This window comes from Streptomyces sp. SA15 (assembly GCF_002291145.1).
Taxonomy (GTDB): Bacteria; Actinomycetota; Actinomycetes; order Streptomycetales; family Streptomycetaceae; genus Streptomyces.
This window is the reverse complement of sequence record NZ_NTGE01000215.1, coordinates 1-23344: the sequence shown is the minus strand read 5'-3', so window position 1 is coordinate 23344 and position 23344 is coordinate 1. Positions and strand designations below refer to the sequence as shown.

The 23344-nt window shown below is 67.9% G+C and carries 19 protein-coding genes; 14 read left to right on the top strand and 5 right to left on the bottom strand.

Annotation, left to right across the window (positions count from 1 at the left end):
* Positions 1 to 2: 2 nt before the first annotated feature.
* From CLM62_RS46060 to CLM62_RS46030, 7 genes are read left to right on the top strand one after another with little or no spacing between them, the layout of a single operon-like run.
* Positions 3 to 1487, top strand: coding sequence for a GDSL-type esterase/lipase family protein (locus tag CLM62_RS46060; protein WP_373559252.1), 1485 nt, complete (start codon positions 3 to 5; stop codon positions 1485 to 1487).
* A complete protein-coding gene (locus tag CLM62_RS53375; RefSeq protein ID WP_095755882.1) occupies positions 1484 to 3004 on the top strand; it encodes an RICIN domain-containing protein in 1521 nt (506 codons plus the stop codon). The genes CLM62_RS46060 and CLM62_RS53375 overlap by 4 nt, the downstream gene beginning before the upstream one ends.
* Before the next feature lie 51 nt (positions 3005 to 3055).
* Positions 3056 to 4543 (top strand): family 43 glycosylhydrolase, encoded by a 1488-nt coding sequence (locus tag CLM62_RS46050; RefSeq protein ID WP_095755881.1) that lies wholly within the window; start codon positions 3056 to 3058, stop codon positions 4541 to 4543.
* A gap of 14 nt (positions 4544 to 4557) precedes the next feature.
* Positions 4558 to 5991: a family 43 glycosylhydrolase gene (locus tag CLM62_RS46045; RefSeq protein ID WP_095755880.1), complete on the top strand. Its 1434-nt coding sequence runs from the start codon at positions 4558 to 4560 to the stop codon at positions 5989 to 5991.
* A 5-nt stretch (positions 5992 to 5996) separates the two neighbouring features.
* Positions 5997 to 7430: a non-reducing end alpha-L-arabinofuranosidase family hydrolase gene (locus CLM62_RS46040; RefSeq protein ID WP_095755879.1), complete on the top strand. Its 1434-nt coding sequence runs from the start codon at positions 5997 to 5999 to the stop codon at positions 7428 to 7430.
* A 7-nt stretch (positions 7431 to 7437) separates the two neighbouring features.
* The gene (locus tag CLM62_RS46035; protein WP_257004484.1) at positions 7438 to 9228 is read left to right on the top strand and encodes a glycoside hydrolase family 30 beta sandwich domain-containing protein; all 1791 of its coding nucleotides are present in this window, start codon (positions 7438 to 7440) and stop codon (positions 9226 to 9228) included.
* Positions 9229 to 9268: 40 nt separating this feature from the next.
* Positions 9269 to 10672 (top strand): family 43 glycosylhydrolase, encoded by a 1404-nt coding sequence (locus CLM62_RS46030; protein WP_095755878.1) that lies wholly within the window; start codon positions 9269 to 9271, stop codon positions 10670 to 10672.
* 184 nt (positions 10673 to 10856) lie between these two features.
* Here CLM62_RS46030 and CLM62_RS46025 read toward each other — a convergent pair whose 3' ends face one another.
* Genes CLM62_RS46025 through CLM62_RS46015 form a run of 3 tightly spaced genes read right to left on the bottom strand, consistent with a single transcriptional unit; the run spans position 10857 to position 14121 of the window.
* Positions 10857 to 11750 carry a carbohydrate ABC transporter permease gene (locus CLM62_RS46025; protein WP_095755877.1) on the bottom strand — a complete coding sequence of 298 codons (894 nt, stop codon included), beginning with the start codon at positions 11748 to 11750 and terminating at the stop codon, positions 10857 to 10859.
* A complete protein-coding gene (locus CLM62_RS46020; RefSeq protein ID WP_095755942.1) occupies positions 11747 to 12691 on the bottom strand; it encodes a carbohydrate ABC transporter permease in 945 nt (314 codons plus the stop codon). Before CLM62_RS46020 ends, CLM62_RS46025 begins: the two co-directional genes overlap by 4 nt.
* Before the next feature lie 8 nt (positions 12692 to 12699).
* The gene (locus CLM62_RS46015) at positions 12700 to 14121 is read right to left on the bottom strand and encodes a sugar ABC transporter substrate-binding protein (protein WP_095755876.1); all 1422 of its coding nucleotides are present in this window, start codon (positions 14119 to 14121) and stop codon (positions 12700 to 12702) included.
* 543 nt (positions 14122 to 14664) lie between these two features.
* Here CLM62_RS46015 and CLM62_RS49605 point away from each other — a divergent pair.
* Positions 14665 to 14907 carry a hypothetical protein gene (locus CLM62_RS49605; RefSeq protein WP_143659282.1) on the top strand — a complete coding sequence of 81 codons (243 nt, stop codon included), beginning with the start codon at positions 14665 to 14667 and terminating at the stop codon, positions 14905 to 14907.
* Here the strand turns inward: CLM62_RS49605 and CLM62_RS46010 are convergent.
* Positions 14870 to 15688 (bottom strand): hypothetical protein, encoded by an 819-nt coding sequence (locus CLM62_RS46010; RefSeq protein WP_095755875.1) that lies wholly within the window; start codon positions 15686 to 15688, stop codon positions 14870 to 14872. The genes CLM62_RS49605 and CLM62_RS46010 overlap by 38 nt on opposite strands.
* A 478-nt stretch (positions 15689 to 16166) precedes the next feature.
* Between CLM62_RS46010 and CLM62_RS46005 the strand changes: the two genes are divergently transcribed.
* From CLM62_RS46005 to CLM62_RS53365, 4 genes are all read left to right on the top strand, one after another.
* Positions 16167 to 17195 (top strand): LacI family DNA-binding transcriptional regulator, encoded by a 1029-nt coding sequence (locus tag CLM62_RS46005; RefSeq protein ID WP_306457978.1) that lies wholly within the window; start codon positions 16167 to 16169, stop codon positions 17193 to 17195.
* Between the two features lie 13 nt (positions 17196 to 17208).
* Positions 17209 to 18216, top strand: a complete 1008-nt coding sequence (locus CLM62_RS46000) for a hydroxyacid dehydrogenase (protein ID WP_095755873.1) — start codon at positions 17209 to 17211, stop codon at positions 18214 to 18216.
* A gap of 412 nt (positions 18217 to 18628) precedes the next feature.
* The gene (locus CLM62_RS53370; protein ID WP_373559251.1) at positions 18629 to 18877 is read left to right on the top strand and encodes a hypothetical protein; all 249 of its coding nucleotides are present in this window, start codon (positions 18629 to 18631) and stop codon (positions 18875 to 18877) included.
* A 29-nt stretch (positions 18878 to 18906) separates the two neighbouring features.
* Positions 18907 to 19170 carry a hypothetical protein gene (locus CLM62_RS53365; protein WP_373559255.1) on the top strand — a complete coding sequence of 88 codons (264 nt, stop codon included), beginning with the start codon at positions 18907 to 18909 and terminating at the stop codon, positions 19168 to 19170.
* Positions 19171 to 19676: 506 nt separating this feature from the next.
* Here CLM62_RS53365 and CLM62_RS45990 read toward each other — a convergent pair.
* Positions 19677 to 20639, bottom strand: coding sequence for a LysR family transcriptional regulator (locus tag CLM62_RS45990; protein WP_218835680.1), 963 nt, complete (start codon positions 20637 to 20639; stop codon positions 19677 to 19679).
* Positions 20640 to 20767: 128 nt separating this feature from the next.
* Here CLM62_RS45990 and CLM62_RS45985 point away from each other — a divergent pair, with 128 nt between their 5' ends.
* Positions 20768 to 21928: an iron-containing alcohol dehydrogenase gene (locus CLM62_RS45985; RefSeq protein WP_095755871.1), complete on the top strand. Its 1161-nt coding sequence runs from the start codon at positions 20768 to 20770 to the stop codon at positions 21926 to 21928.
* A gap of 90 nt (positions 21929 to 22018) precedes the next feature.
* On the top strand, positions 22019 to 23029 hold the full coding sequence (locus CLM62_RS45980) for an enoyl-CoA hydratase/isomerase family protein (protein ID WP_095755870.1): 1011 nt from the start codon (positions 22019 to 22021) through the stop codon (positions 23027 to 23029).
* Positions 23030 to 23344: the final 315 nt, after the last annotated feature.

Below are 23344 nucleotides of genomic sequence, written 5' to 3'. Positions count from 1 at the left end.
TCATGCTTTTAGCCAGACGGCGCGGAGCGCTGCTCACTGCCGTACTTGCCGCAATACTGGCCGGCGTCGGCCACATGGTCAGCCCCGCGGTGGCATCCACCGCGGCCCCCCGGTACGAGGCGGAAGCCGCGCCGGCCACATGCGATGGGCTCATCGAGTCGAACCACGACGGCTACTCCGGCACCGGATTCTGCAACGGCGACAACGAGGTCGGCGCGGCCGCGCAGTTCACGGTGAGCGCGACTGAGGAAGGTACGGCGACGCTGGCGATCCGATACGCCAACGGCTCCACCACGGCACGCCCCGCCGCCGTGATGGTGAACGGCGTCACCGTGCTGTCGACGTCATTCGAGCCCACCGGCGGATGGAACAGCTGGACCACGAAAACCTCGGCCGTGCGGCTGAATCCAGGCAGCAACACGATCCGGCTCAGTCCGACCAGCGCCGGCGGTCTGCCCAATGTGGACTACCTCGACGTCGAGGCCGGCACATCGCCCGAGCCGCCCGGCCGGCCGCCGCAGTGCTCCGGCGGCGCGCCCATCGTCTGCCACTTCGACGTCGCTCCCGGCAACTTCACCGTCACCGCATGGATCGGCGACAGCGCCGCGGCGGGCAACACCTCGATGTCGGTGGAGGCCCGCCGCCGCGTCCTGCCCGCGGTCGACACCGCGGCCGGCACGATCACCCAGCACACCTTCACCATCAACGTGCGGCAGCCGGAGGGCCAGCCGACGGGCCAAGGCGGGACGGGCACTCCCGGACTGGACATCACCTTCGCCGGAAAGGCGCCGCAGCTGTCCGGCCTGACGGTGCAGGCGGCGACCAACCCCCTGGTGGTGTACCTGGCGGGGGACTCCACGACATGTGACCAGACGCTCGCTCCGTGGACCGGCTGGGGCCAGATCCTGCCCACGCATGTGACGGCGGGCGCGGCCATCGCCAACTACGGGGACTCCGGCGAGAGCTCGGGGAGCTTCCTGCGCAACTCGGCGCTGTTCCCCACCATGAAGCCACTGATCAAGAGCAACGACCTGGTACTCATCCAGTTCGGACACAACGACAAGTCCACGTCGGCATCGGCGTTCCGCAGCAACCTCACCTCCATGATCAATCAGGTGCGGGAAAAGGGCGGCGACCCCGTTCTCGTCACACCACCGGTGCGGCGGCAGTTCAACGGCAACCGGCTCACTCCGACCGCACTCCATGTCAACGGCGTGGGCGTCGACCTGCCGGCCGAGATGCGCAGGCTCGGCTCCGCGCTCAACGTGCCGGTCATCGACCTGACCGCCAAGAGCAAAGCGCTGGTGGAGTCGCTGGGGCCGACCAGCTCCGCCGCGCTCTACCTGCGCCAGTCGGAGGACGGGGTCACGGACAACACCCACTTCTCCGAGTACGGCGCCGGGAAGATGGCGGACCTGGTCGTCGAGGGGGTCCGCGAACACAACCTGTCCCTGGTCAGCTATCTGCAACCCAAGAGGGTTCCATGAGACAGCCTTTCCACGCACCGGCCGCACCGAGACGTCCGTTACGCCGCCGCACGATATTCGTCCTCGTCGGCGCACTGATCGCCAGCTGCCTCGCGGCGATCGTGGGACCGTCGGCGAATGCGGCCGTGATCGATCCGGGCGCGTACTACCAGCTCGTGGCGCGGCACAGCGGCAAAGCAATCGGCATCGCCGACCAGTCGACCGCCGGCGGCGCCGCCGTCCAGCAGCAGACCCGCGCCGACCAGGCCGCCCAGCAGTTCCAGTTCGTCGACTCCGGCAGCGGCTACTACAAGCTCCGGGCCCGGCACAGCGGCAAGGTGGTGGACGTCTCCTCGGCGTCCACGGCGAACGGCGCGAACGTCATCCAATGGACCGACACCGGCGGCACCAACCAGCAATTCCGCGTCGTGGACACCGACAGCGGATACGTCAAGCTCATCAACCGCAACAGCGGCAAGGCGCTGGACGTCTGGGAGCGCTCCACCGCCGACGGCGCGCGGATCTCCCAGTACACCGACACGGGCGCCACCAACCAGCAGTGGCAACTGGTCCGTGTCGACGCGGCACCGGTCCCGAAGTACGCCGGCTATCTGTTCACCTACTTCACCGGTGAGAACACCTCCGCCGGCGAGCAGGTCTACTTCGCGCTCAGCCAGGGCAATGACCCGACCCGGTGGCGCCAGCTGAACGACGGACGGCCCGTGCTGACCTCGACCGTGGGCACCCGCGGCGTGCGCGATCCGTTCATCATCCGCTCACCGGAGGGCGACAAGTTCTACCAGATCGCCACCGACCTGCGGATGTACGGCAACGGCAACTGGGACCAGGTCCAGCGGACGGGCAGCAAGTCCATCGTGGTCTGGGAGTCGACCGACCTGGTGAACTGGAGCGCGCCACGCCTGGCACGCGTCTCACCGGACACGGCCGGCAATACGTGGGCCCCGGAGGCGTACTACGACGAAGAACTCGGCAAGTACGTCGTCTTCTGGGCGTCGAAGCTGTACTCGGCCGGCGATCCGAACCACACCGGCAGCAGCTACAACCGAATGATGTACGCCACCACATCCGACTTCCGGACCTTCAGCGCCCCACAGGTCTGGGTCGACAAGGGCTACTCGACGATCGACTCGACGCTGATCAAGCACGACAGCACGTACTACCGCTTCACGAAGGACGAGCGGAGCGCGTCGCAGACCGCGTGCGGCAAGTTCATCCTCGCGGAGAAGTCGGCGACCATCCTCAACCGCACCTACTCGTTCGTCGCCGAATGCCTCGGGAACAACGCGATCAGCCAGGGCGAGGGCCCGCTGGTCTTCAAATCGAATACCGACGAGCGCTGGTACATGTTCATCGACGAGTACGGCGGGCGGGGCTACGTCCCGTTCACGACCACCGACCTGAACGCCCGGCAATGGACGCCCGTCTCCGGCTACTCCCTGCCCGGCCGGCCGCGCCACGGCACCGTCCTCCCCGTCACCCAGGCCGAGTACGACCGGCTGCTGCAGCGCTGGGGCTGAGCCGCCCCGTCGTGGAGCGACCGAAACGATCACTGTCGAAAGGGCTCCGACATGTCCGGTACTCGCTACCGCGTCCTCCTGGCCGTGCTGATGGCGCTGTGCACGGCGCTGTCTGCCGGCATCGCGCAGCCGGCCTCCGCCGCACCGGGCCGCCCGTACACCAATCCGATCAAGGCTCAGAAGGGGGCCGATCCCTGGCTCGAGTACTACAACGGCAACTACTACCTGATCACGACGACGTTCACCAACAAGTTGCTGATGCGCAAGGCGCCGACGCTGGCCGGGCTCGCCACCGCGCCCAGCGTGCAGGTCTGGGAGGACAGCACGTCCTCGCGCGGGACAAACTTCTGGGCCCCCGAGATCCACTTCATCGACGGCCGGTGGTACCTGTACTACTCCGCCGGCCAGGTCGGCGCCGCCTGCTGCGACAGCCAGCGCACCCACGTGCTGGAGAGCGCCGGCGCCGACCCGATGGGCCCGTACACGTACAAGAACAAGCTCGCCGGCTCCAATCTCACCCCGGGTGGCTGGCTCATCGACGCCAGCGTGCTGCGTCTGGGCGGCTCGCTCTACCTGCTCGGCAGCGGGTTCGTGGGCGGCAGTGCGCAGAGCCTGGTGATCGCGCCGATGAGCAACCCGTACACCCTCGCCAGCAGCACGTTCAGCGTCATCTCGCAGCCGACCAACTCGTGGGAGCGGTCCGGCGCGCCGGTCAACGAAGCCCCTGTGGCGCTGCAGCGCAACGGCCAGACCTTCGTCACCTTCTCGGCGAGCTCGTGCCAGACCGCCGACTACAAGCTGGGCATGCTCACCTACACCGGTGGCGACCCGCTGTCCGCCTCGTCCTGGGCCAAGGCAGCCGGCCCGATCTTCCAGCGCAACGACGCCAACAGGGTCTACGGGCCCGGTCACAACGGCTTCTTCACCTCCCCGGACGGCACCGAGAACTGGATCGTCTACCACGCGAACTCGGCCTCCAACGGCGGCTGCGGCAACGGGCGGACCACCCGGGCGCAGAAGTTCACCTGGAACGCGAACGGGACGCCGAACCTCGGGACTCCGGTGGCAACAGGTGTGACACTCGCCGGTCCGGCCGGAGAGACGGCGGCCACGCCGTCGGCGTACCGGATCGTCAACCGTCACAGCGGCAAATGCCTTGACGTGTCCGGCGCCTCAGGCGCCGACGGCGCGGACGTCATCCAGTGGACCTGCAACGGCGGCACCAACCAGCAGTGGCGCATCGAGGACCTGGGCAACGACACCAGCCGGCTGGTCAACGTTCGCAGCGGCAAGGCACTCGACGTCGACGCCTGCGGTACCGCCGACGGCACCAATATCCAGCAGTGGTCGTGGCTGAACAACAACTGCCAGAAATATCGCATGCCCGTCACCGATCAGGGCGGCTGGGTGCGGCTGACCAACGTCAACAGCGGCAAGGTCGCCGACGTGCCCGGCTGCGGCACTGCCGACGGATCCGCAGTACGCCAGTGGCGCTGGCTCAACAACAACTGCCAGCAGTGGCAGCTGCAACCCGTCTGAGGAAGGAGTGACCGATGCGCAGACGTACTTTCCTCGCCGTCCCCGCACTGGGCGCGGCGGCCACGGCAACCCTGCTGACCGGATCAGCGGCATGGGCGTCACCGCCGGTGACGTACACGAACTCGCTGATCGCACGGCGGGCCGACCCGCACATCTTCCGGCACACCGACGGCTACTACTACTGCACCGCGACGGTGCCCGAGTACGACCGGATCATCCTGCGCCGGGCATCGACGCTGCAAGGGCTGGGCGGCGCGGACGAGTCGGTGATCTGGCGCAAGCACGCCAGCGGGGACATGGGTGCCCACATCTGGGCGCCGGAGATCCACTTCATCAACGGCAAGTGGTACATCTACTTCGCCGCGGGCCGCAGCAACGACGTCTGGCGGATCCGGATGTGGGTCCTGGAGAACAGCAGCGCCGACCCGTTCACCGGCACGTGGGTCGAGAAGGGGCGCATCATCACCCACGCGGACACGTTCTCCCTGGACGCGACCACGTTCGCGCACAACGGCACCCGCTACCTGTGCTGGGCCCAGCAGGACCCGGCGATCGGCAACAACAGCAGCCTTTATCTGGCGCCGATGAGCAACCCGTGGACGATCTCCGGCGCCCCGGCGCGGCTGAGCGTGCCGACGCTGTCGTGGGAGACCAAAGGGTACAAGGTCAACGAAGCCCCGTCGGTGCTCATCCGCAACGGCAGGGTGTTCCTGACCTACTCGGCCAGCGCCACGGACAGCAACTACTGCATGGGAATGCTGACCGCTCCGGTGACCGCCAACCTGATGAACCCGACGTCGTGGAGCAAGAGGCAGCAGCCGGTGTTCAGGAGCAACGCCGCGACGAGCCAGTACGGCCCGGGGCACAACTCGTTCACGGTCTCCGAGGACGGCCAGAGCGACATCCTCGTCTACCACGACCGCAGCTACCGCGACATCAGCGGCGATCCGCTCAACGACCCGAACCGGCGGACCCGCATCCAGAAGCTGTACTGGAACGCCGACGGCACACCGAACTTCGGCATCCCGGTGCCGGACGGGGTGACGCCGTACCGGTTCAGGTCGTACAACTTCCCGCACCGCTACATCCGGCAGGTCTCGTTCCGCGGACGGATCGACGCGGATATGACGAACCTGGCCGAGTCGCAGTTCCGTATGGTCACCGGGCTGGCCGGAAGCGGCACGGTGTCGCTGGAGTCAACCAGCAATCCCGGCTATTACCTGCGGAACCGGAACTACGAGATCTGGCTGGACAAGAGCGACGGCACGACCGGGTTCAAGAACAGTGCGAGCTTCACCCGGCGGGCAGGCCAGGCCGACCCGGCCGCGGTGAGCTTCGAGTCCGTCAGTACCCCGGGCCGCTACCTGCGCCACTACAGCTACGCGCTCTACGCCCAGCCGCTGAGCACCGCCACCGACCGCGCGGACGCCACTTTCCACCTGGAGTAGCCGTCATGCGACTGAAGTCTGCCATCGCGGGCTTATGCCTGCTCATCAGTACGTTCGTTGTGGCACAAGGGAATTCGGCGCACGCGGCGGCGGCGCGGTACGAGGCGGAGAGCGCCGCCGCCAGTTGCGTCGGCACCATCGATGCGAACTGGTCCGGGTTCTCCGGCAGCGGCTTCTGCAACACGGACAATGCCGTCGGGGCGCACGCACAATTTGCCGTGAGCGTGGCGACGGCGGGCACAGCCACGCTCGGCATACGCTTCGCCAACGGTGGAACAACCGCGCGCCCGGCAGACGTTCTGGTCGACGGCGCGACCGTCCAAAGTGTCTCGTTCGAACCCACCGGTTCTTGGTCGTCCTGGACGACGAAAACGCTCACGGTGCCGGTGAGCGCCGGAGACCACATCATCCGGATCAGGTCGGCTGCCGCCACCGGGCTGCCCAACATCGACTATCTGGACTTCAATCTCGGGGGCGGGCTTCCGGGCAGTTTCCAGTGGAGCTCCAGCGGGATACTCATCTCGCCGAAATCCGATGCGACGCACAACATCCGCGCACTCAAGGATCCGTCGGTCGTGTACCACAACGGCCGCTATCACGTCTTCGCCACGACCACCAACCAAAGTGGCGCATACAGCATGGTGTATCTGAACTTCACCGACTGGTCGCAGGCGAATTCTGCCACGCAGCACTACCTCGATCAGACCGCGATCGGCGGCGGCTACAAAGCGGCGCCCCAGGTATTCTACTTCGCGCCGCAGCAAAAGTGGTATCTCGTCTTCCAGACCGGATCGAACGCGGCGTACTCGACGACGTCCGACATCAGCAACCCGCGGTCGTGGAGCGCGCCGAAGCCTTTCTACGCCGACGGAATGCCGCAGATCATCAGGGACAACATCGGCAACGGTTACTGGGTCGACTTCTGGGTGATCTGCGACAGCGCGAAATGTTACCTGTTCTCCTCCGACGCCAACGGCCACCTGTACCGGTCGGAGACCTCACTGTCAAACTTCCCCAACGGCTTGGGTAACACCGTCATCGCCATGCAGGACAGCGCTCGATATCCGCTGTGGGAAGCGGCCAACGTATACCGCTCAGCGAGCTCGCAATATCTGCTCATAGTCGAGGCGATCGGCTCCGGCGGCAAGCGCTACTTCCGCTCGTGGACGTCACCGGCCATCACCGGACCGTGGACGGCGCTGGCCGTGACAGAGGCCAGTCCGTTCGCCGGCGCGGCGAACGTGACATTCAGCGGCACGACGTGGACGCGTGACATCAGCCATGGCGAGATGATCCGCAACGGCATCGACCAGACACTGCCCATCAGCCCGTGCGGGATGCGGTACCTGTATCAGGGCAAAGACCCGAATGCCGGCGACCCGTACAGCCTGCTGCCGTGGCGGCTCGGCCTGCTCACCCAAACGAACTCGACCTGCTGAGGTTGCCATGAGAAGTCGACTGCTCGCCGTGATGGCCGCGATGATAACGGCTGTCGCCGGCACTGCCGCGATCGAACCCCCGGCTCCGGCGGCCGCAACGGTGACCGTGAACGGCTCGACCGAATACCAGAAGATCGATGGCTTTGGCTTCTCCGAATTCTTCGGCCGTTCGGCAATCATGCGCGGATCGCAGGGACTGTCGGCCCAGAAGCAACAGGAGGTCCTGGACCTGCTGTTGTCGCGTTCCACCGGTGCGGGGCTGTCGATCCTGCGGCTGGGGATCGCCTCCGGCCCCGGCTCCATCCAGCCGGTGAATCCCGGTGGTCCGAACGCGACACCGCGTTATGTGTGGAACGGCAACGACGATGGCCAGGTCTGGCTGGCGCAACAGGCGAAGGCTTACGGGGTCAACCGGTTCTACGCCGACGCGTGGAGTGCGCCGGGTTACATGAAGACCAACGGCAGCGACACCAACGGCGGCACGCTGTGCGGGCTGTCGGGCGCTTCGTGCGCCGGCGGCGACTGGCGGCGCGCCTACGCGAATTATCTGGTGCAGTTCGCCAAGTTCTACGCCCAGGAAGGGATCGCCATCACCGATCTGGGTTTCACCAACGAGCCGAACTGGACCACCGATTATTCGTCGATGCGGCTGACGCCGGCGCAAGCGGTGGAGTTCAGCAGGGTCATCGGGCCGATCGCGGACGCCAATGGGCTGAAGATGGCGTGCTGCGATGTGGTCGGCTGGGACGGGCAGAAAACCTATACCCATGCGATCGAGGCCGACAGCACAGCACGCGGGCTGGTCGACCTGCACACGGGTCACTCGTACGGCAGCTACCCGAGCACACCCCTGCCCACATCGAAACCAACGTGGATGTCCGAGTGGTCACCGGACGGCACCACGTGGAACGAAGCCTGGGACGACGGCAGCGGCTACGACGGATACCGGGTGGCCAATGAGATTCACACGGCGCTGACCGGTGGCAACGTCAACGCCTACGTGTACTGGTATGGCGCATCCACCGGGGCCACCCGCGGCTTCATCCAGCTCGATGGCGATGCCTACCGCGTGTCCAAGCGGCTATGGGCGATGGCCAACTACAGCCGGTTCATTCGTCCGGGCGCGACCCGAATCTCAGCATCGACATCGGACAGGAATCTGCGCATATCCTCCTTCCGCAACACGGACGGCACCGTGGTCATGGTCGCCCTCAACGCGGCAACGAGCGCCAACGAGGTCACGTTCTCCTTGCGGAACACCGGTATCGGCGGCGGCATGGCGACGCCGTACCTCACGAACGGCGGCAACAGCATGACGGCTCAGCCCGCGCTTGCCGTGACGGACGGTGCTTTCACCGCAACCGTGCCGGCGCGGTCGGCCGTCACCTACGTCGTGCGGGGCAGCGACTCCGCCTCGCGGTACGAGGCGGAGTCGGCGCCGGCGGTGTGCAGCGGCACCATCGACGCCGACTGGCCCGGCTATTCGGGCACCGGATTCTGCAACGGTGACAACGCCGCCGGCGCCTATGCACAGTTCACCGTGAACGCGGCCAGCGCGGGCACCGCCACCATCGCGGTCAGGTTCGCCAATGGCACCACGACGGCCCGGCCCGCGGATCTCATCGTCAACGGCACGCGAGTCCAGCAGGTGTCGTTCGAGGGCACGGGCGCATGGTCCAGGTGGATTTCGAAGACGCTGACCGTCAACGTCGGCGAGGGCAGCAACATCATCCGCTTCAACCCCACCGGCGCCGGCGGTCTGCCCAACCTCGACTACGTCGAACTCGCCCCGGGCTGACAGCACCCGCATTCCTCCGATCACACCTTCAGGAGTTGTCATGCGAACGGCAGGCAGAACGGCGCTCACCGGCATACTCGGCCTCGGGTTGGCCCTCACCACCGTCTCCCCGGCGGCGGCCGCCCACCATCTGACCGACGGGACCTCGGTCGAGCTGATCGCCCGGCATTCGGGCAAGTGCGCCGACGTCGTCAGCGCCTCGACGGACGACGGCGCCGAGGTCGGCCAGTACACGTGCAATGACGGGCTGAATCAGCTGTGGCGCATCCGCGACCTCGGTAACGGGTATGTGCAGCTCGCCGCCCGCCACTCCGGCAAGTGCCTGGACGTCTCGGGTGCCTCTGCCGCCGACAACGCGGCGGTCATCCAGTGGTCGTGCTCCTCCAGGACCAACCAGCAGTGGAAGGTCGAGAACACCGGCGCCGACCACACCCGGCTGATGGCGCGGCATTCCGGCAAATGCCTCGAGGTCCCGGGCGCCTCGACCGCCAACGGCACCCGCCTCCGGCAGCAGACCTGCGGCACCGGGACCAACCAGCAGTGGGAGCTGAACACGGTGTCGAACCCCGCGATCCCGGGGCTGTTCGCCGACCCCAACATCGTGCGGTTCGGCGACACGTACTACCTCTACGCGACCACCGACGGCTTCGCCGGCTGGTCGGGCACCCAGTTCCGGGCCTTCTCCTCCAAGGACCTGGTCAACTGGACCGACCACGGCGTGATCCTGGACGTCGACAGCGACATCGCATGGGCGGACAACTCGGCCTGGGCCCCGGGCATCGCCGAGAAGAACGGCAAGTACTACTTCTACTTCTCGGCCGGTCGCGCCAGCGGCGACACCCGCAAGCACCTGGGTGTGGCGGTGGCCGACTCACCCACCGGCCCGTTCCGCGACGCCCTCGGCAAGCCGCTCGTGCCGGCCGGCTCCTATGCGGGCCAGATGATCGACCCGGCCGTATTCACCGACGCCGACGGCAGGTCGTACCTGTACTGGGGCCAGGGCTCCTCGCACCAGGTGCCGCTGAACAGCGACATGGTCTCGTTCAACTCCTCGCAGGTGCGCACCTACCGGCCAGCGAACTACAACGAGGGCAGCTTCGTCGCCAGGCGCGGCAACACGTACTACTTCATGTGGTCGGAGAACGACACCCGCTCAGAGGACTACCGGGTCGCCTACGCCACCGGCTCCTCACCGACCGGGCCCTGGAGCAACCGCGTCGGGACGATCCTCCAGAAGGACCTGAGCCAAGGCATCAAGGCCACCGGTCACCACTCGGTCGTCCAGGTCCCCGGCACCGACCAGTGGTACATCGCCTACCACCGCTTCGCCATCCCGAACGGCGACGGCACCCACCGCGAAACCATGATCGACCGCCTGTACTTCAATGCCGATGGCAGCATCCGACCGGTCGTGCCGACCATTGACGGCGTCGACCCGATATAGGGATCTTCATTAGCGGGGGTATGGCGGCGTGAGGTCGGGTGGGCAGTGTCCAGCAGGCGGGCGTCTTCGGACTCGGTGAAGCCTTTGCGGCGGCCGTGGCATGGGCCGCGGTCGCGTTCACGGCGGATGCGGTGGATCAGACGGTCGCGCCATCCGCGACCGCCAGAACCAGGCGTATCGAGGTTTATCCCTTCAAGCCCGAACTGACGACGCCGCGGATGAAGTAGCGCTGAGCGAACAGGAAGATCACCAGGACGGGTACGACGTACAGGGTGGCGGCGGCCGCCTGCACCGTGGCGTCGGGGTTGCCATGAGGGTCGAGGTAGAACGAGGCGATAGCGACCGACAGTGTGGTCTGGTCGGGATCGAGGAACAGGGCCGGAGCGATCCAATCGCCCCAGGTCCAGGTGAACGAGAGCAGAAACGAAGTCAACAGCACGGGCCGGGACAGCGGCAGGAAGATCTGCACGAAGATCCGGCCGTACCCGCACCCGTCGATGATCGCCGCCTCCTCCAGTTCGGCGGGGATGGCGGCGAAGAACTGGCGGAACAAGAACACCAGGAATGGCGACGCCGCGAGGCCCCACATCACCCATGGCCAGTACGTGTTGACCAGTCCCACCCTGGCGAACAGCACGTACGTCGGGATCAGGGTGAGGATCTGCGGCAGCATCATGGTGGACAGCACCACCACGAACAGCGGGCGTTTGCCGCGCCCACGCAGGCGGGCGAAGCCAAACCCGACCGCCGCGCTGGACAACGTCACAAGAGTCGCGAACATGAACGACAGGAACGCCGAGTTCCCCAGGTACGCCGGGAAGTTGATCTCGGTGAGGGCCTGCGTGAAATTCCCCCACTGCGGTTCCTCCGGCAGGATCTTCGCCGGGATCGTCACCCATTCCGCCTTGGTCTTCAACGCGGCAAGCAGAAGCCAGACGAACGGACCAACGAAAAGTACCGCGAGCGCCATCAGGATCAGGTAGGTGCGCGCCGCGTTGCCCCGGCGGCGTGGGCGCCGGCGCCGGGTAGCCGGCGGTGTGCTGACGGCGGGCGGCGTGGCAGCGGTGGTCTGCGTCATCGTTCAGCCTCACTGTCGACCTCGTAATGCACCCACAGCCGGCTGGAGCGCAGCACGATGAGCGTGACGACCAGGATGACCAGGAAGAACACCCACAGCATCGCGGAGCCGTAGCCGTAGCGATTGTTGGCGAAGAACTCCTCGTAGACCTGCACCATGAACAGGTGGGTGCTCTTCGGCACGTGAGTCACCTGGCCGACCTGGCCCGTCTGCGCGAGCAGCAGCGGCTGAATGACGATCTGAAAGGTGAAGATGATGCCGGTCACCACCTGGAAGAAGATGACCGGCGAGATCATCGGAACGGTGACGTGCCGGAACACCTGCCAGCGGTTGGCGCCGTCGGTGACCGCCGCCTCTTCCAGTTCAGCCGGTACGCCCTGCAGGGCGGCAAGCATGATCACCATCCCGCCGCCGAGTCCCCACAGGATAAGGATGACCAGCGCGTAGAACGCGTTCGGGTCGACCAGCCAGGCGATCGGAGGGATGCTGATCAGATCGAGAATCTCGTTGAGGATGCCGACGTCCCGGTTGAAGATCAGCTTCCACATGATGGCTGTGGCGACCACCGGGACGACCGATGGCAGGAAGAAGATCGCCCGGAACAGGCCGACCGCCTTCAGCCGCTGGTTGAGCAGCACCGCCAGGCCGAGCCCGCCGACCACCATGAGCGGCACCGCGATCGCAGTGAACGCGAGGGTGCGGAACAGGCTGGCGAGGGCATCCGCGTCGCCAAATATCTCGGCGTAGTTGCGCCAGCCCACCCAGCGCCAACGCGGACTGCGACCGTCGAAGTTGGTAAAGCTGATCGCTAACGCGTAGCCGAGCGGTAGCGCCGTGAGCAGCGCGAAGCCCAGCAGCCACGGCGAGACGAACAGGTAGAAGGTCCGGCTGGAGTACCGCTGCCAGCGTTTCCTGCTGCGCCGCGCGCTTTTCGTTGCCATGGCCGCCACTAGCCGATCTGCTCCTTGCCCTGCTTCAACAACTTGTTGATCTCATCGGTGATCGCCTTGGCTGCGGTCTCGACGGTGACCTCGTTCTTGATGGCCCGCTCAAGGTGCTTGCCGAGTACCGGGTCCCATGCGGTGGCGCCGCCGATGTAGGGGGAGTCGGGCAGTTGCCCGGCGTGCTTCAACTCAGCCTGCTGCGTCTGATAAGCCTGCTTCTGGTACGGCAGTTCCTCCGGCATCAGCTCCAGCTGCGACTCCAAGGCCGGAATGCCCCAGCCGCTCTTGGCCCGCTCCTTCGACGGCTTCCCGGCCATGAAGTACTCCATGAGTTTCCAGGCCTCGGCCTTGTGCTTGGCTTTCGCGGGGATGTAGGCGCCCCATCCCACGTACGTCGGGCTGATCCGGTTGTCGCCCATCACCGGTGCAGGCGCCATCGCGATGTTGTTCTTGATCTCGTCGGACTCTTCGATGAAATTGCCGCCGAACCAGTAACCGTCTTGGGTGATCGCCATCCGCTTGGCGAGGAACAGCGACAGATCGGCGCCGTCCGGCGCCGGGTCGAGGGAGGTGGGACCGACGCCGGCCTTGGCGAAGTCGACGTACCACCGCAGCGCTCGCAGGGCCTCCGGCGTGGTCATGTCGGTCTCGGCCAGGTCCGCGCTGTAGACCTCGCCGCCCTGCTGGAGAATCATCATCGAGATCGGCGCGTACAGGTTCCATGCCCATTCCACGCCGAGGCCGTAGACCCGGGTCTTGCCGCCGCTTCTCTTGGTCAGCTTCTTCCCGATCTCCAGCAGCTCCTCGTAGGAGATCGGCTCGGTCGTGCTCAGCGGCTTGATCTTGGCCTCTTCGAACAGCGCCCGGTTGTACCAGAGCGTCGCGTCCTGGCTCCAGTCCTTGACGAGGCCGTAGTACGGGCCACGACCGATCCGCTTGCCGTCCCACCGGAAGCTGTCGTTGACAGGCAGCAGGTCTTCCTTGTTCAACACGCTGCTCTTGTCCAGGTACGGGTCCAGCTCGGTGGCCAACCCCTGCGCGTTGGCCCGCGCACTGCCGACGGCCGGCCCGCGCACGAAGTCCGGCGGTTTGTTCGAGGCGAGCATCGCGTTGAGCCGCGTCTCGTCGTGCTCAATGAAGCTGATCTTTATGTCGGGGTTCTTGGCCTCGAAGTCGGCGATCTGCTCCTTCGTCAGCTCGTTGTTCTTGTACATGACGGTCAGGACGGTCTTGCCGTCGCCGGACTCCGTGTTGGCGTTGCAGGCTCCGAGCAGCGGCACTGATAACGCGCCACCGGCCGCAAGCGCCGAACTGGTGAGGAAGCGGCGCCGGCTGATGTGTTGGCCTGCCGGCGGCCTGGGGAACTGGCTCACGGCGCCGGCCGGAGCGGCGCCGATCAGCTGGGTGCGGCGGGGAAGCTGGGGCACGAGCACTCCACTCGAAGGGCGTGTTGAAACGATTTAACATTTGGGACTCGGAAGCTAGCCCCACGCCCGAATAGTGTCAATACAAACGGTTAAACCTTCGATTGCTTGCGCCTGTTGGCCGGCCCCGTACAGCAGCGCCGTGGCGGCGACCGATGTGATCCCGTTGCCGGCGGTGAAGTGACGGGAGGAGCGGCAGAGCAGCTCATCGCGCGGAACCGGGCGGAGAAGCGTGAGCAGGTGCCACGCTGTGTCGGCGGCTGCGGTGAGACTCGCGGCCGTCTTGTCGTGCGCCAGGTCATCACAGATGCCCTCTACGAACGCGAAGCACGCACCGGGTCGGCGATCAGGGCCCTCGGCGCGGCAACCTGAGGCCTATGGCGGCAAGGAGGTCGGGGAGCTCATCACCGATGGTGTGCAACCACCGGATTGACCACGGCTCGGCCGCGGCGGCGTAGTGGCTGTGGGGAAAGGCCGCACGGTCTCGGTCGGGTCGGTGAACAGGTGCTCGGCGAACGCCTGGGACCGTCGCGGGGGAACTGGTCGATGACGATGCCCGCCAGGTCCGGAGTGTCGCCGTCGGCCAACGCCTGGGCCATCATGCGGGTCACGATGTCGGTGGCCGCGGGTCGTACGTCCAAAGGCTGGGAGTGCGGGGTGCCGCACGCGGCGAGGGCGGGTGCGGCGAGCAAGGCCGAGGCCGAGTCCGGTGCCGCCGCACAGCAGGGCGCTGCGGCTGACCGGGGTGCGGTCAGTCATGGCCGGATCCCCGCGGTGCGCGCAGTGTGAGCCGCCGCAGCGGCAGGAGCGACACGGCGTCCACGGACGTCCGGGCGCGGGCGGCGTCCAGGCCGTCGCGCGCTGTGGGGTCCACATAGATGCGGCTCTCGCGGGCCGCCGGGAGGATCCGGAGCTCGATCCCGTGCCGGACGGCCTCGGCGGCGAAGCGCCGCAGCCCGATCTCCCAGACCGGGCCGTACCAGAAGTGGTCGGCGATGAGCTTGCCGCCGATGTAGGCCCGGGCCACGTCGCCGGTGTACTGGATGCGCAGCAGGACCTCACCCGCCTCCTCGCTCTCGTCGAAGACCTCGGGCAGGACGGCGATGTGATGGACACTGGCCCGTTCGAAGTCGGCGTCCAGCGGTGCGGAGGCCCGGCCGTGGGAGCCGCCGGTACGGGCCGGGGCGGCGACGGCCTCGGACCGCACGCACGTGACGGCGGGCGCGGGCGGGGGCACAGACGCGGGCGGGCTCAGGAGCCAGCGGGTGAACGCGCCGTCCCGGACGCCGGGTCCTGCGGTGGTGCCGGTCAGCCCGGGCGGCGCAGGGAGGAGGGCGATGTCCGGGGCGGCGGCCGTGTGCACGCGCAGTTCCTCGCCGTCGGCGAGCACCAGGTCGTCGCAGAGCACCAGCCGGTCGCATCCCCAGATATGGACGCGGCTGACTTGCCGCCCCTGCTCGGCGGAGAGCACCAGCACGCGGACCGGGCCGTGCGGTCCGTGGACCGTCAGCAGCGCGCTGGTGCCGGGGTCGGGCACCAGCGTGCCGTCGGCCGCCTCCCGTACCCGCACCGTCGTGTCCGCCGGAGTGCACGGCCACGACGCCGCGCCCCAGGTTCTCCATCGGACGCGCGGCCGCCGCGGTCGTGCCCTGAGCCGTACCGGTGCCGGGGGAGGCGGTGCCCAGCTGCGAGAGGCCGACGACGAGGATCATCGCCCCGGCCGCTGCCACCGCGGTGGAACCTGCCCGGCGTAACCCGCTCCGACGTCTGTGCCTGTGCTCCATGGGAGCTCCTCATGCTCGTATACGTGCGGAGCATGAGCGCATGTTGAACCGTTTACACAGGGCGCGATGGAAGCACTGTGAGGAGGGCATGTCAAGAGCGGTGTGTTCCCGCCTCCTTCGTGCTTGACGTGTCACATCGATCGGCTCATCATCGAGTTCAAACGGTTAACATGCCGAGGACAATAAAACGGGATGCAGGGAGGTCGGATGCCGCGTCGGATCGCTTCCGGCGACGGAAAGCCCCGCCCTGCGACGATCAAGGACGTGGCCAGACATGCCGGCGTCTCTGTCGCCACCGTCTCGCGCATCCTCTCCGGTACGTACCCCAACGCCCCTGCCACGCGCAGCAAGGTCATGCGGGCCGTACGCGAACTCGACTACGTGGCCAACGCCCACGCCCGGAAACTCGCGGGTGTGCGGCCCAAGAGCGTGGCCATCGTGGTCAATTCCGTCATCTCCCCGCACTACGCACATGTGGCGCAGGGGGTACACGAGGAGGCCGCGCGTGCGGGCCGGCTCTGCATTGTCGGCACCACCGGCGGAGATCTCGAACGCGAGCTGGCCGCGATCCAGTTGATGCGCGAAGAGCACGCCGAAGCGGTCATTCTCGTGGGGAACATCAACCCCGACGAGGCCTACCGCGAGCGCATGGCCGGCTATGCCCGCGCACTGGCCGCGGCCGGCTCGCAGCTGGTGCTGTGCGGCCGCCCGCCGCTGGGCCCCGACGTACCGGCCATCGTGGTCGAGTACGACAACACCGGGGGCGCGTTCGCCGCTACCAGCCACCTGCTCTCGGCGGGCCACAAGCGCATCCTGTTCCTCGGCCGGCGGTCCGGGTACACGACGCCGGAGAGCCGGGTCGCCGGTTACCGTGCCGCCCTGGCCGCGCACGGCGTACCGCATGATCCCGGGCTGGAGGTCGACGGCGTGAGAATGGTGCGGCGCGAGGGCTACCGCATGATGCGCGAGCGACTCGACGCAGGGCCGCGGGACTTCACCGCCGTCTTCGCCAGCAACGACCTGATCGCCGCGGGCGCGCGCGAGGCGCTGCGAGAGCGCGGGCTGCGCATTCCGGAGGATGTGTCGATGGTCGGATTCGACGACCTCCCCCCGGCCGCCGACATCGACCTCACCACCGTTTACATCCCGCACGAGGAGCTGGGGCGCACCGCCGTGCGGCTCGCGCTGAAGAGCGAGACACCCGGGGCCTCCGAGCACGTCCTGCTGGGCACGCACATCGTCGTCCGCGACTCGGTCTGCCCCAACGTGGGTGAAGCCTCAGGCCCGGACTAGAAGGGTTCACCCGATGAGCCGGCGTCCCACGGCCATGTTCGCCATGGATGCACCGAATCTGCCCCAGCTCTTCCCGCCGGACCTGCTGGCCCGGCTGCGGGAGCTGCTCGACATCGACCCCGCGGGCGTAGTCACCGATTTCGGCGATCCCGCGCTGCGCTCCCGACTGGCCCGAGTGGAGGTGCTGGTGACGGGCTGGGGATGCCCGCCCCTTGACTGCCACGCGCTCGACGCCCTGCCGCGGCTGCACACCGTCCTGCGCACCGGCGGGACGGTGAAGCGGCTGCTTCCGCCCGAGGGCAGAGCGCGCGGGCTCACCGTATCGTCGGCCGCCGCGCAGAACGCGCTGCCGGTGGCCGAGTACACCCTCGGCATGATCCTGCTGCTGGGCAAGGGCGTCTTCGCGGCGCAGGAGGACCGCCGTGCGGCCTGGCACCGGCTCCCGGACCTGGCCCGCTCGGACATCGGCAACATGGGGCGCCGCGTCGGGCTCATCGGCGCTTCCGCCGTCGGGCGACGCGTGATCGAACTGCTGCGGCCGTTCGACTTCGACGTCGTTCTCTACGACCCGTATGTCGACGCGGCAGCCGCGCGGAGCCTCGGGGTACGGAAGTCGGGGCTGGAAGACCTGCTCGCGGACAGCTCGATCGTTTCGGTACACGCCCCGGCCACGCCCGAGACGCGGCACATGATCGACGCGGGCCGGCTGGCGCTGCTGCCGGACGGGTCGGCGCTGATCAATACCGCCCGCGGCAGCCTCGTGGACACCGAGGCACTGGTACGCGAGCTCGCCACCGGTCGTATCAGGGCCGTGCTCGACGTGACCGACCCCGAGCCGCAGCCGGTGTACTCCCCGCTCTTCGATCTGCCCAACGTCATCCTGACCCCGCACATCGCCGGATCCCAGGGCAATGAACTGCGGCGCCTGGGAGCCGCCGTCGTGGCCGAAGCCGAACGGCTGCGCATGGGTGCACCCCTCGCCCGGCGTGTCGAGGTCGCTCACCTCGACCGCACGGCGTGACGCGGCCGCGCCGGGTCTGCCGCACGGTCCGGTGACATTCGCGGAGATTTTTTCCGGACGGCAACCTGTGCGGAGCGCGGTGGCCACTACCGGCCAACTACCACCGTCGACAACCCGGAGGACGCATGTCACCCGCACACCCCCTACCGCTGCGGCATCGCAGACGCCGCCGCTTAACGCGGGGCAAGGTGGTGCCCAGTACGTTCGCCGCAGGTGCACTGACCGCAAGTGCTGGTCGCCCTCTCCGGCGCCGCGGAGCCGGAGTCCTCCGGCAGCACGGCCGCCGCACCGCTGCTGGAGAACCTGGACCGCGGGGCGGTCAGCGTCCGGTCCGGCGACGGCAACCTGGTGAGCTGGCGCTGGCTGGCCGAGGACGCCGACGTCACCGACACCACGAACTTCCTCGACGAGGGTGCCGCGGCCGGCGCCGAGTATTCCGTGGACGCCGTGGTGGACGGCGAAGAGCAGGAGCCTCAGGACGCCCGCCCGATGGCAGACGGCTGCACGGACGTGCCGATCGAGGGAGGCCCCGCCCGGCGGCGACTATTCGTACACGGCCAACGACACCTCGGTCGGCGACCTCGACGGGGACGGCGACCTGGACTTCGTCGTCGAGTGGTACCCGACGAACGCCAAGGACAACGCGCAGTCTCCGGTGTGACCGGACCGACGATCCTCGACGGCTACACCATGGAAGGTGAGCGGCTGTGGCGGGTCGACCTCGGTCCCAACATCCGCTCGGCAAGGGTCTGCCCGCGATCGGAGCCGCCTTCGCCATGCTCGGCGCCTTCCGCGAGGCCGCCCAGGCAGCCCGCGTGGACCGCTCCCGGCGCGGACCTCGGCGCGTCGGCGAAGCGGCGCGACGGCACGGCCATGGGCTGGGTCGACGCCGGAATCGCCCCACCGCCCAACCTGACCACCGAACTGGTCTGGCGGGTGGCCGAACCGCTCTAGGTCGCCGACAGGCTCCGCCCGGTCGGCGTCACCCAGCCCCAACCCGGCGTGTAGGTAGTCGACTTCGGGCAGAACTTCGCCGGCTGGCCGCTGCTGTTACGGCGCTTACACCACCATCAATCAGCTCGCTGACGATGGTGGAATCGCCCATCTGTTTCAACCGATGGCACACTCTGGGCGAGAAGCCCACTTGCCGCCTGGTGACCACTCCTGGACTGTCAGGTACCGCCCAAGACCTGGCCGTCTTGCGTGGTCGCCCATCGCGTACTACCGAGCCAGGCACTGCCCCTGGCATGGTCGTGTTCTAGGGCCACCGCTCCGTGAGTTCCCGACGTAGAGCCCCTGACCTGGGGTGTACCAATGTGCCAACTAAAATGCTTGCGCCGTCATGGATGCCGCTGACTGTTGTTGGCATCGCCGCAGGTCAGGAACGTACAGCGGTGCCAACTAACAAGCCTGGTCACAGCACGGGCCAGCGGTCGGGGGAGTCGCCGCGGTCGTGGCGTTCACCCCGGAAGTAGTTCGGCGGCCCGTTCGGCGACCTCTTGCCGTAGGGCGGTCCATACGGCGCGTACGGCGGGGTGTGTCACGGCCTCGCGGCGGACGGCCAGGGTGATGGGGAGCCGGATGTCGATCTCGTCGGGGAGCAGTCGGCGCAGTTGCGTCCGCTGGGTCAGGAAGGCCGGCAGGATGCCGATGCCGGCTCCCTGCTGGGTGGCTTCGAGTTGGGCGAAGACGTTCGTCGAGGAGAAGGCGGGGGTCATTCCGGGAAGGTGGCGTTCGATGTCGAGGTCGCCGACCTGCAGCATCGACTCGATGTAGAAGATGAGCGGGTGCTCGCGCAGCTCGGCCGGTGTCTCCGGCCGGCCGTACTTGGTGAGGTAGTCGTCGCAGGCGTAGAGCCCCAGTGTGTAGTCGGTGAGGTGCTCGGTCACCAGGTGGCTGCTGGAGGGAACTCCGATGACGAGAGCGAGATCGAAACCGGACGGGCGCAGGGCGAGCTGCCGTGTCGCGGTGATGAGTTCGACCTGGAGGCGGGGGTGCCGGCGGCGTACCCGTACGAGGGCGGGTGTGGCGAAGAGGGTGCCGAAGCCGTCGGGCGCGCTGACGCGCACCGTGCCGTGCAGGGACGGCGAGTCCTGGCCCGCCACGGTGTTGGCGACGCGGTCGATGGCCTCCTCGATCGCGCGGGCGTTCTCCGAGACGGCTCGTCCGATGTCCGTGAGCGTCCATCCCTCAGGGCTGCGCTCGATGAGGCGCAGGCCGATGCTCTTCTCCAATGAGGCGATACGGCGTGACACGGTGGTGTGGTCCACGCCGAGTGCGTCGGCGGCTGTTACCAGGCGTCCGGTACGGGACAGCGCGAGCAGGTGGCGCAGATCGTCCGCGCGGAGTCTGCGCGGATCGACGGAGCGGTGGGAGCCGGCCGGCTGCAGGGCGGGGTTCTCGTCCGGGGAGTGGGGCTTCACGGTTCGACCGTATCTGCATTTGCGCACAGTGGGTGTGCGCCATTGGTGGTTGTTTGCACACGCTGCGGGGCCGCACAGTCGGGGCAGTGGGCGCGACATGCTCCGCTGTTCTTGCTGAAAGGGCCGCCATGGTTGCCAGCATTTCCCTCCCGCGGATCCTGCGCGTCGGCGGCGGCGCCGTCGGCGAGCTGGGTGACGTCGTCGCGGGGTTGGGCCTGCACCGCCCCTTGCTGGTGACGGACGCGTTCCTCGCCGGGACCGGTGCGGCGGAACGCCTGATGTCGGCGCTGAGGGACGCGGGACTGCAGCCGTGCCTGTTCGCCGGTACTGTCCCGGATCCGACGACCGACTCGCTCGAGGCGGGCCTGGCCGTGCTGCGGGAACACGGGGCGGACTCGGTGATCGGATTCGGCGGCGGCAGCCCGATGGACACCGCCAAGGCCCTCGGCCTGCTGGGCGTCCAGGGCGGCCGGATGCGGGACTACAAGGCCCCGCACACCAGCCTCGGCCCGGCGCTTCCGATGATCGCGGTCCCGACGACCGCGGGCAGCGGCTCGGAGGCCACCCAGTTCACCATCATCACCGACAGCGCCACGGACGAGAAGATGCTCTGTTCGGGGCCGGCGTTCCTGCCGGTCGCCGCCGTCGTCGACTTTGAACTGACCCTATCGATGCCGCCCCGGCTGACCGCCGACACCGGTGTCGACGCGCTCACCCATGCCGTCGAGGCGTACGTGAGCCGCAGGGCCAATCCGTTCTCCGACGGCCTCGCGCTGAACGCGATCCGGACCATCGGCCACCACCTCCGCCGCGTCTTCGCCGACGGGGGAGACATCGAGGCGCGCGAGGCGATGATGCTCGCCGCGACCCAGGCCGGTATCGCCTTCTCCAACTCCAGCGTGGCGCTCGTGCACGGCATGAGCCGTCCGATCGGCGCTCACTTCCACGTTGCCCATGGTCTGTCGAACGCGATGCTCTTCCCCGCGGTGACAGCGTTCTCCGTGCCCGCCGCCGAGAGCCGGTACGCCGACTGCGCCCGTGCCCTCGGAGCCGCCACCGACGGCGACAGTGACGCCTTGGCCGCCGATAAGCTCGTGGGGGCGCTCCGAGCCCTGTGCCAGGATCTTGAGGTGCCCACGCCCCAGGCCCAGGGCATCGACAAGGACGAGTGGTTCCGCCTGTTGCCCCTCATGGCCGAGCAGGCGCTCGCGTCCGGATCCCCCGCCAACAACCCCGTCGTACCCACCGTGGACGAGATCCAGGATCTCTACGGGCAGATCTACGCCTGACCGGCGAGTGAGGAACGTGATGGCCACGACAGGCCAGGTCCGCGCGCAGACGAGATGCGGAGACGAGATGCGGAGACGAGACGACGACCGATGACTGATACCACTGCGGTCGAGATTCTCGCCGACGTCCACCGGGGCGTCGGCCGCATCCTGCTGAACCGGCCCAAGGCGCTCAACGCCCTGACGACAGGCATGGTCGCCGCCATCGACCGTGTGCTCGCCGCGTGGGAGGACACACCGCTGTCCGCTGTGGTGCTCGCCAGTACCAGCACGAAGGCGTTCTGTGCCGGTGGAGACATCCGCACGATCCGCGAGCACAGCCTCGCCGGGGATGCGGAGGCCAGTGAGCGGTTCTTCGCCTCCGAGTACCGGCTCAACGCCCGGATCGCCGAGTATCCCGTGCCGGTCGTGTCGCTCATCGACGGCCTGTGCATGGGCGGCGGCCTCGGTCTGTCCGTCCACGGCAGCTTCCGCGTCGTCACCGAGCGCGCGGTGCTGGCGATGCCGGAGACCGGGATCGGGTTCTTCCCGGACGTCGGGGCCAGCTACTTCCTGCCGAGGCTGCCCGGCGCGATCGGCATGTACCTGGGACTGACCGGGCACCGGCTCGACGCGGCCGACGCCCTGTACACGGGGCTGGCCACGCACTTCGTCCCCGCGGACGGGCTCGAGGCGGTCGGGGAGGCGCTGGCCGACAACCCCGGCGACCCGGTGGACGTGGTCCTGAACCGCCTCGCCGGCCGGTCCCCGGTGGCGGGCAGCGGGCTGGCGGAGGTACGCGGGGACGTGGACTGGGCGTTCGGCGCGCTGGCCCTCGGCGAGATCGAGAAACGCCTGCGCCACCTCGACACTCCCTGGGCGGCAGCCGCGCTGGCCGCCCTGGAGTCCGCCTCGCCGCAGAGCCTGGAGATCACTCACGCCCTGCTGGCCCGGGGCAGGCAGCAGACGTTGCGCGAGTGCCTCGGCGCCGAACTCGCCCTCACGCGCACGACCATCCGCACGCCGGACTTCCTGGAGGGCGTCCGTGCGGCTCTGGTCGACAAGGACCGCACACCGAACTGGCAACGTGCGTGGCTCGGCGGAGGGACGCTGCCGTCCTGAGCATGTCTGCCCACGCATGCGGGGCGGTCCGTCCGCCGTGATCACACTCCTGACACGTTACGGGTGCGAGGGCTTGACCACGGCTCGGGCGTCGTGGAGCTGTGTGGCGCGTTGTGTCGCAAGCCGTACGGCATTGGGAGGCACCGAGACGCCCACAGCGGCGGCTCTCAGTGACCGTAGTCGCCACTGGATCGCCGACGGCGTCGTCTCTCCTCCGGTGACCGTGCCGGACGGAGGGTCTGCGGCCGGACGGTTCTCAGTCGTTGTCGGGCACCATCGAGACCACGACCTTGCCGGCCTTGGTGCGGCCCTGTT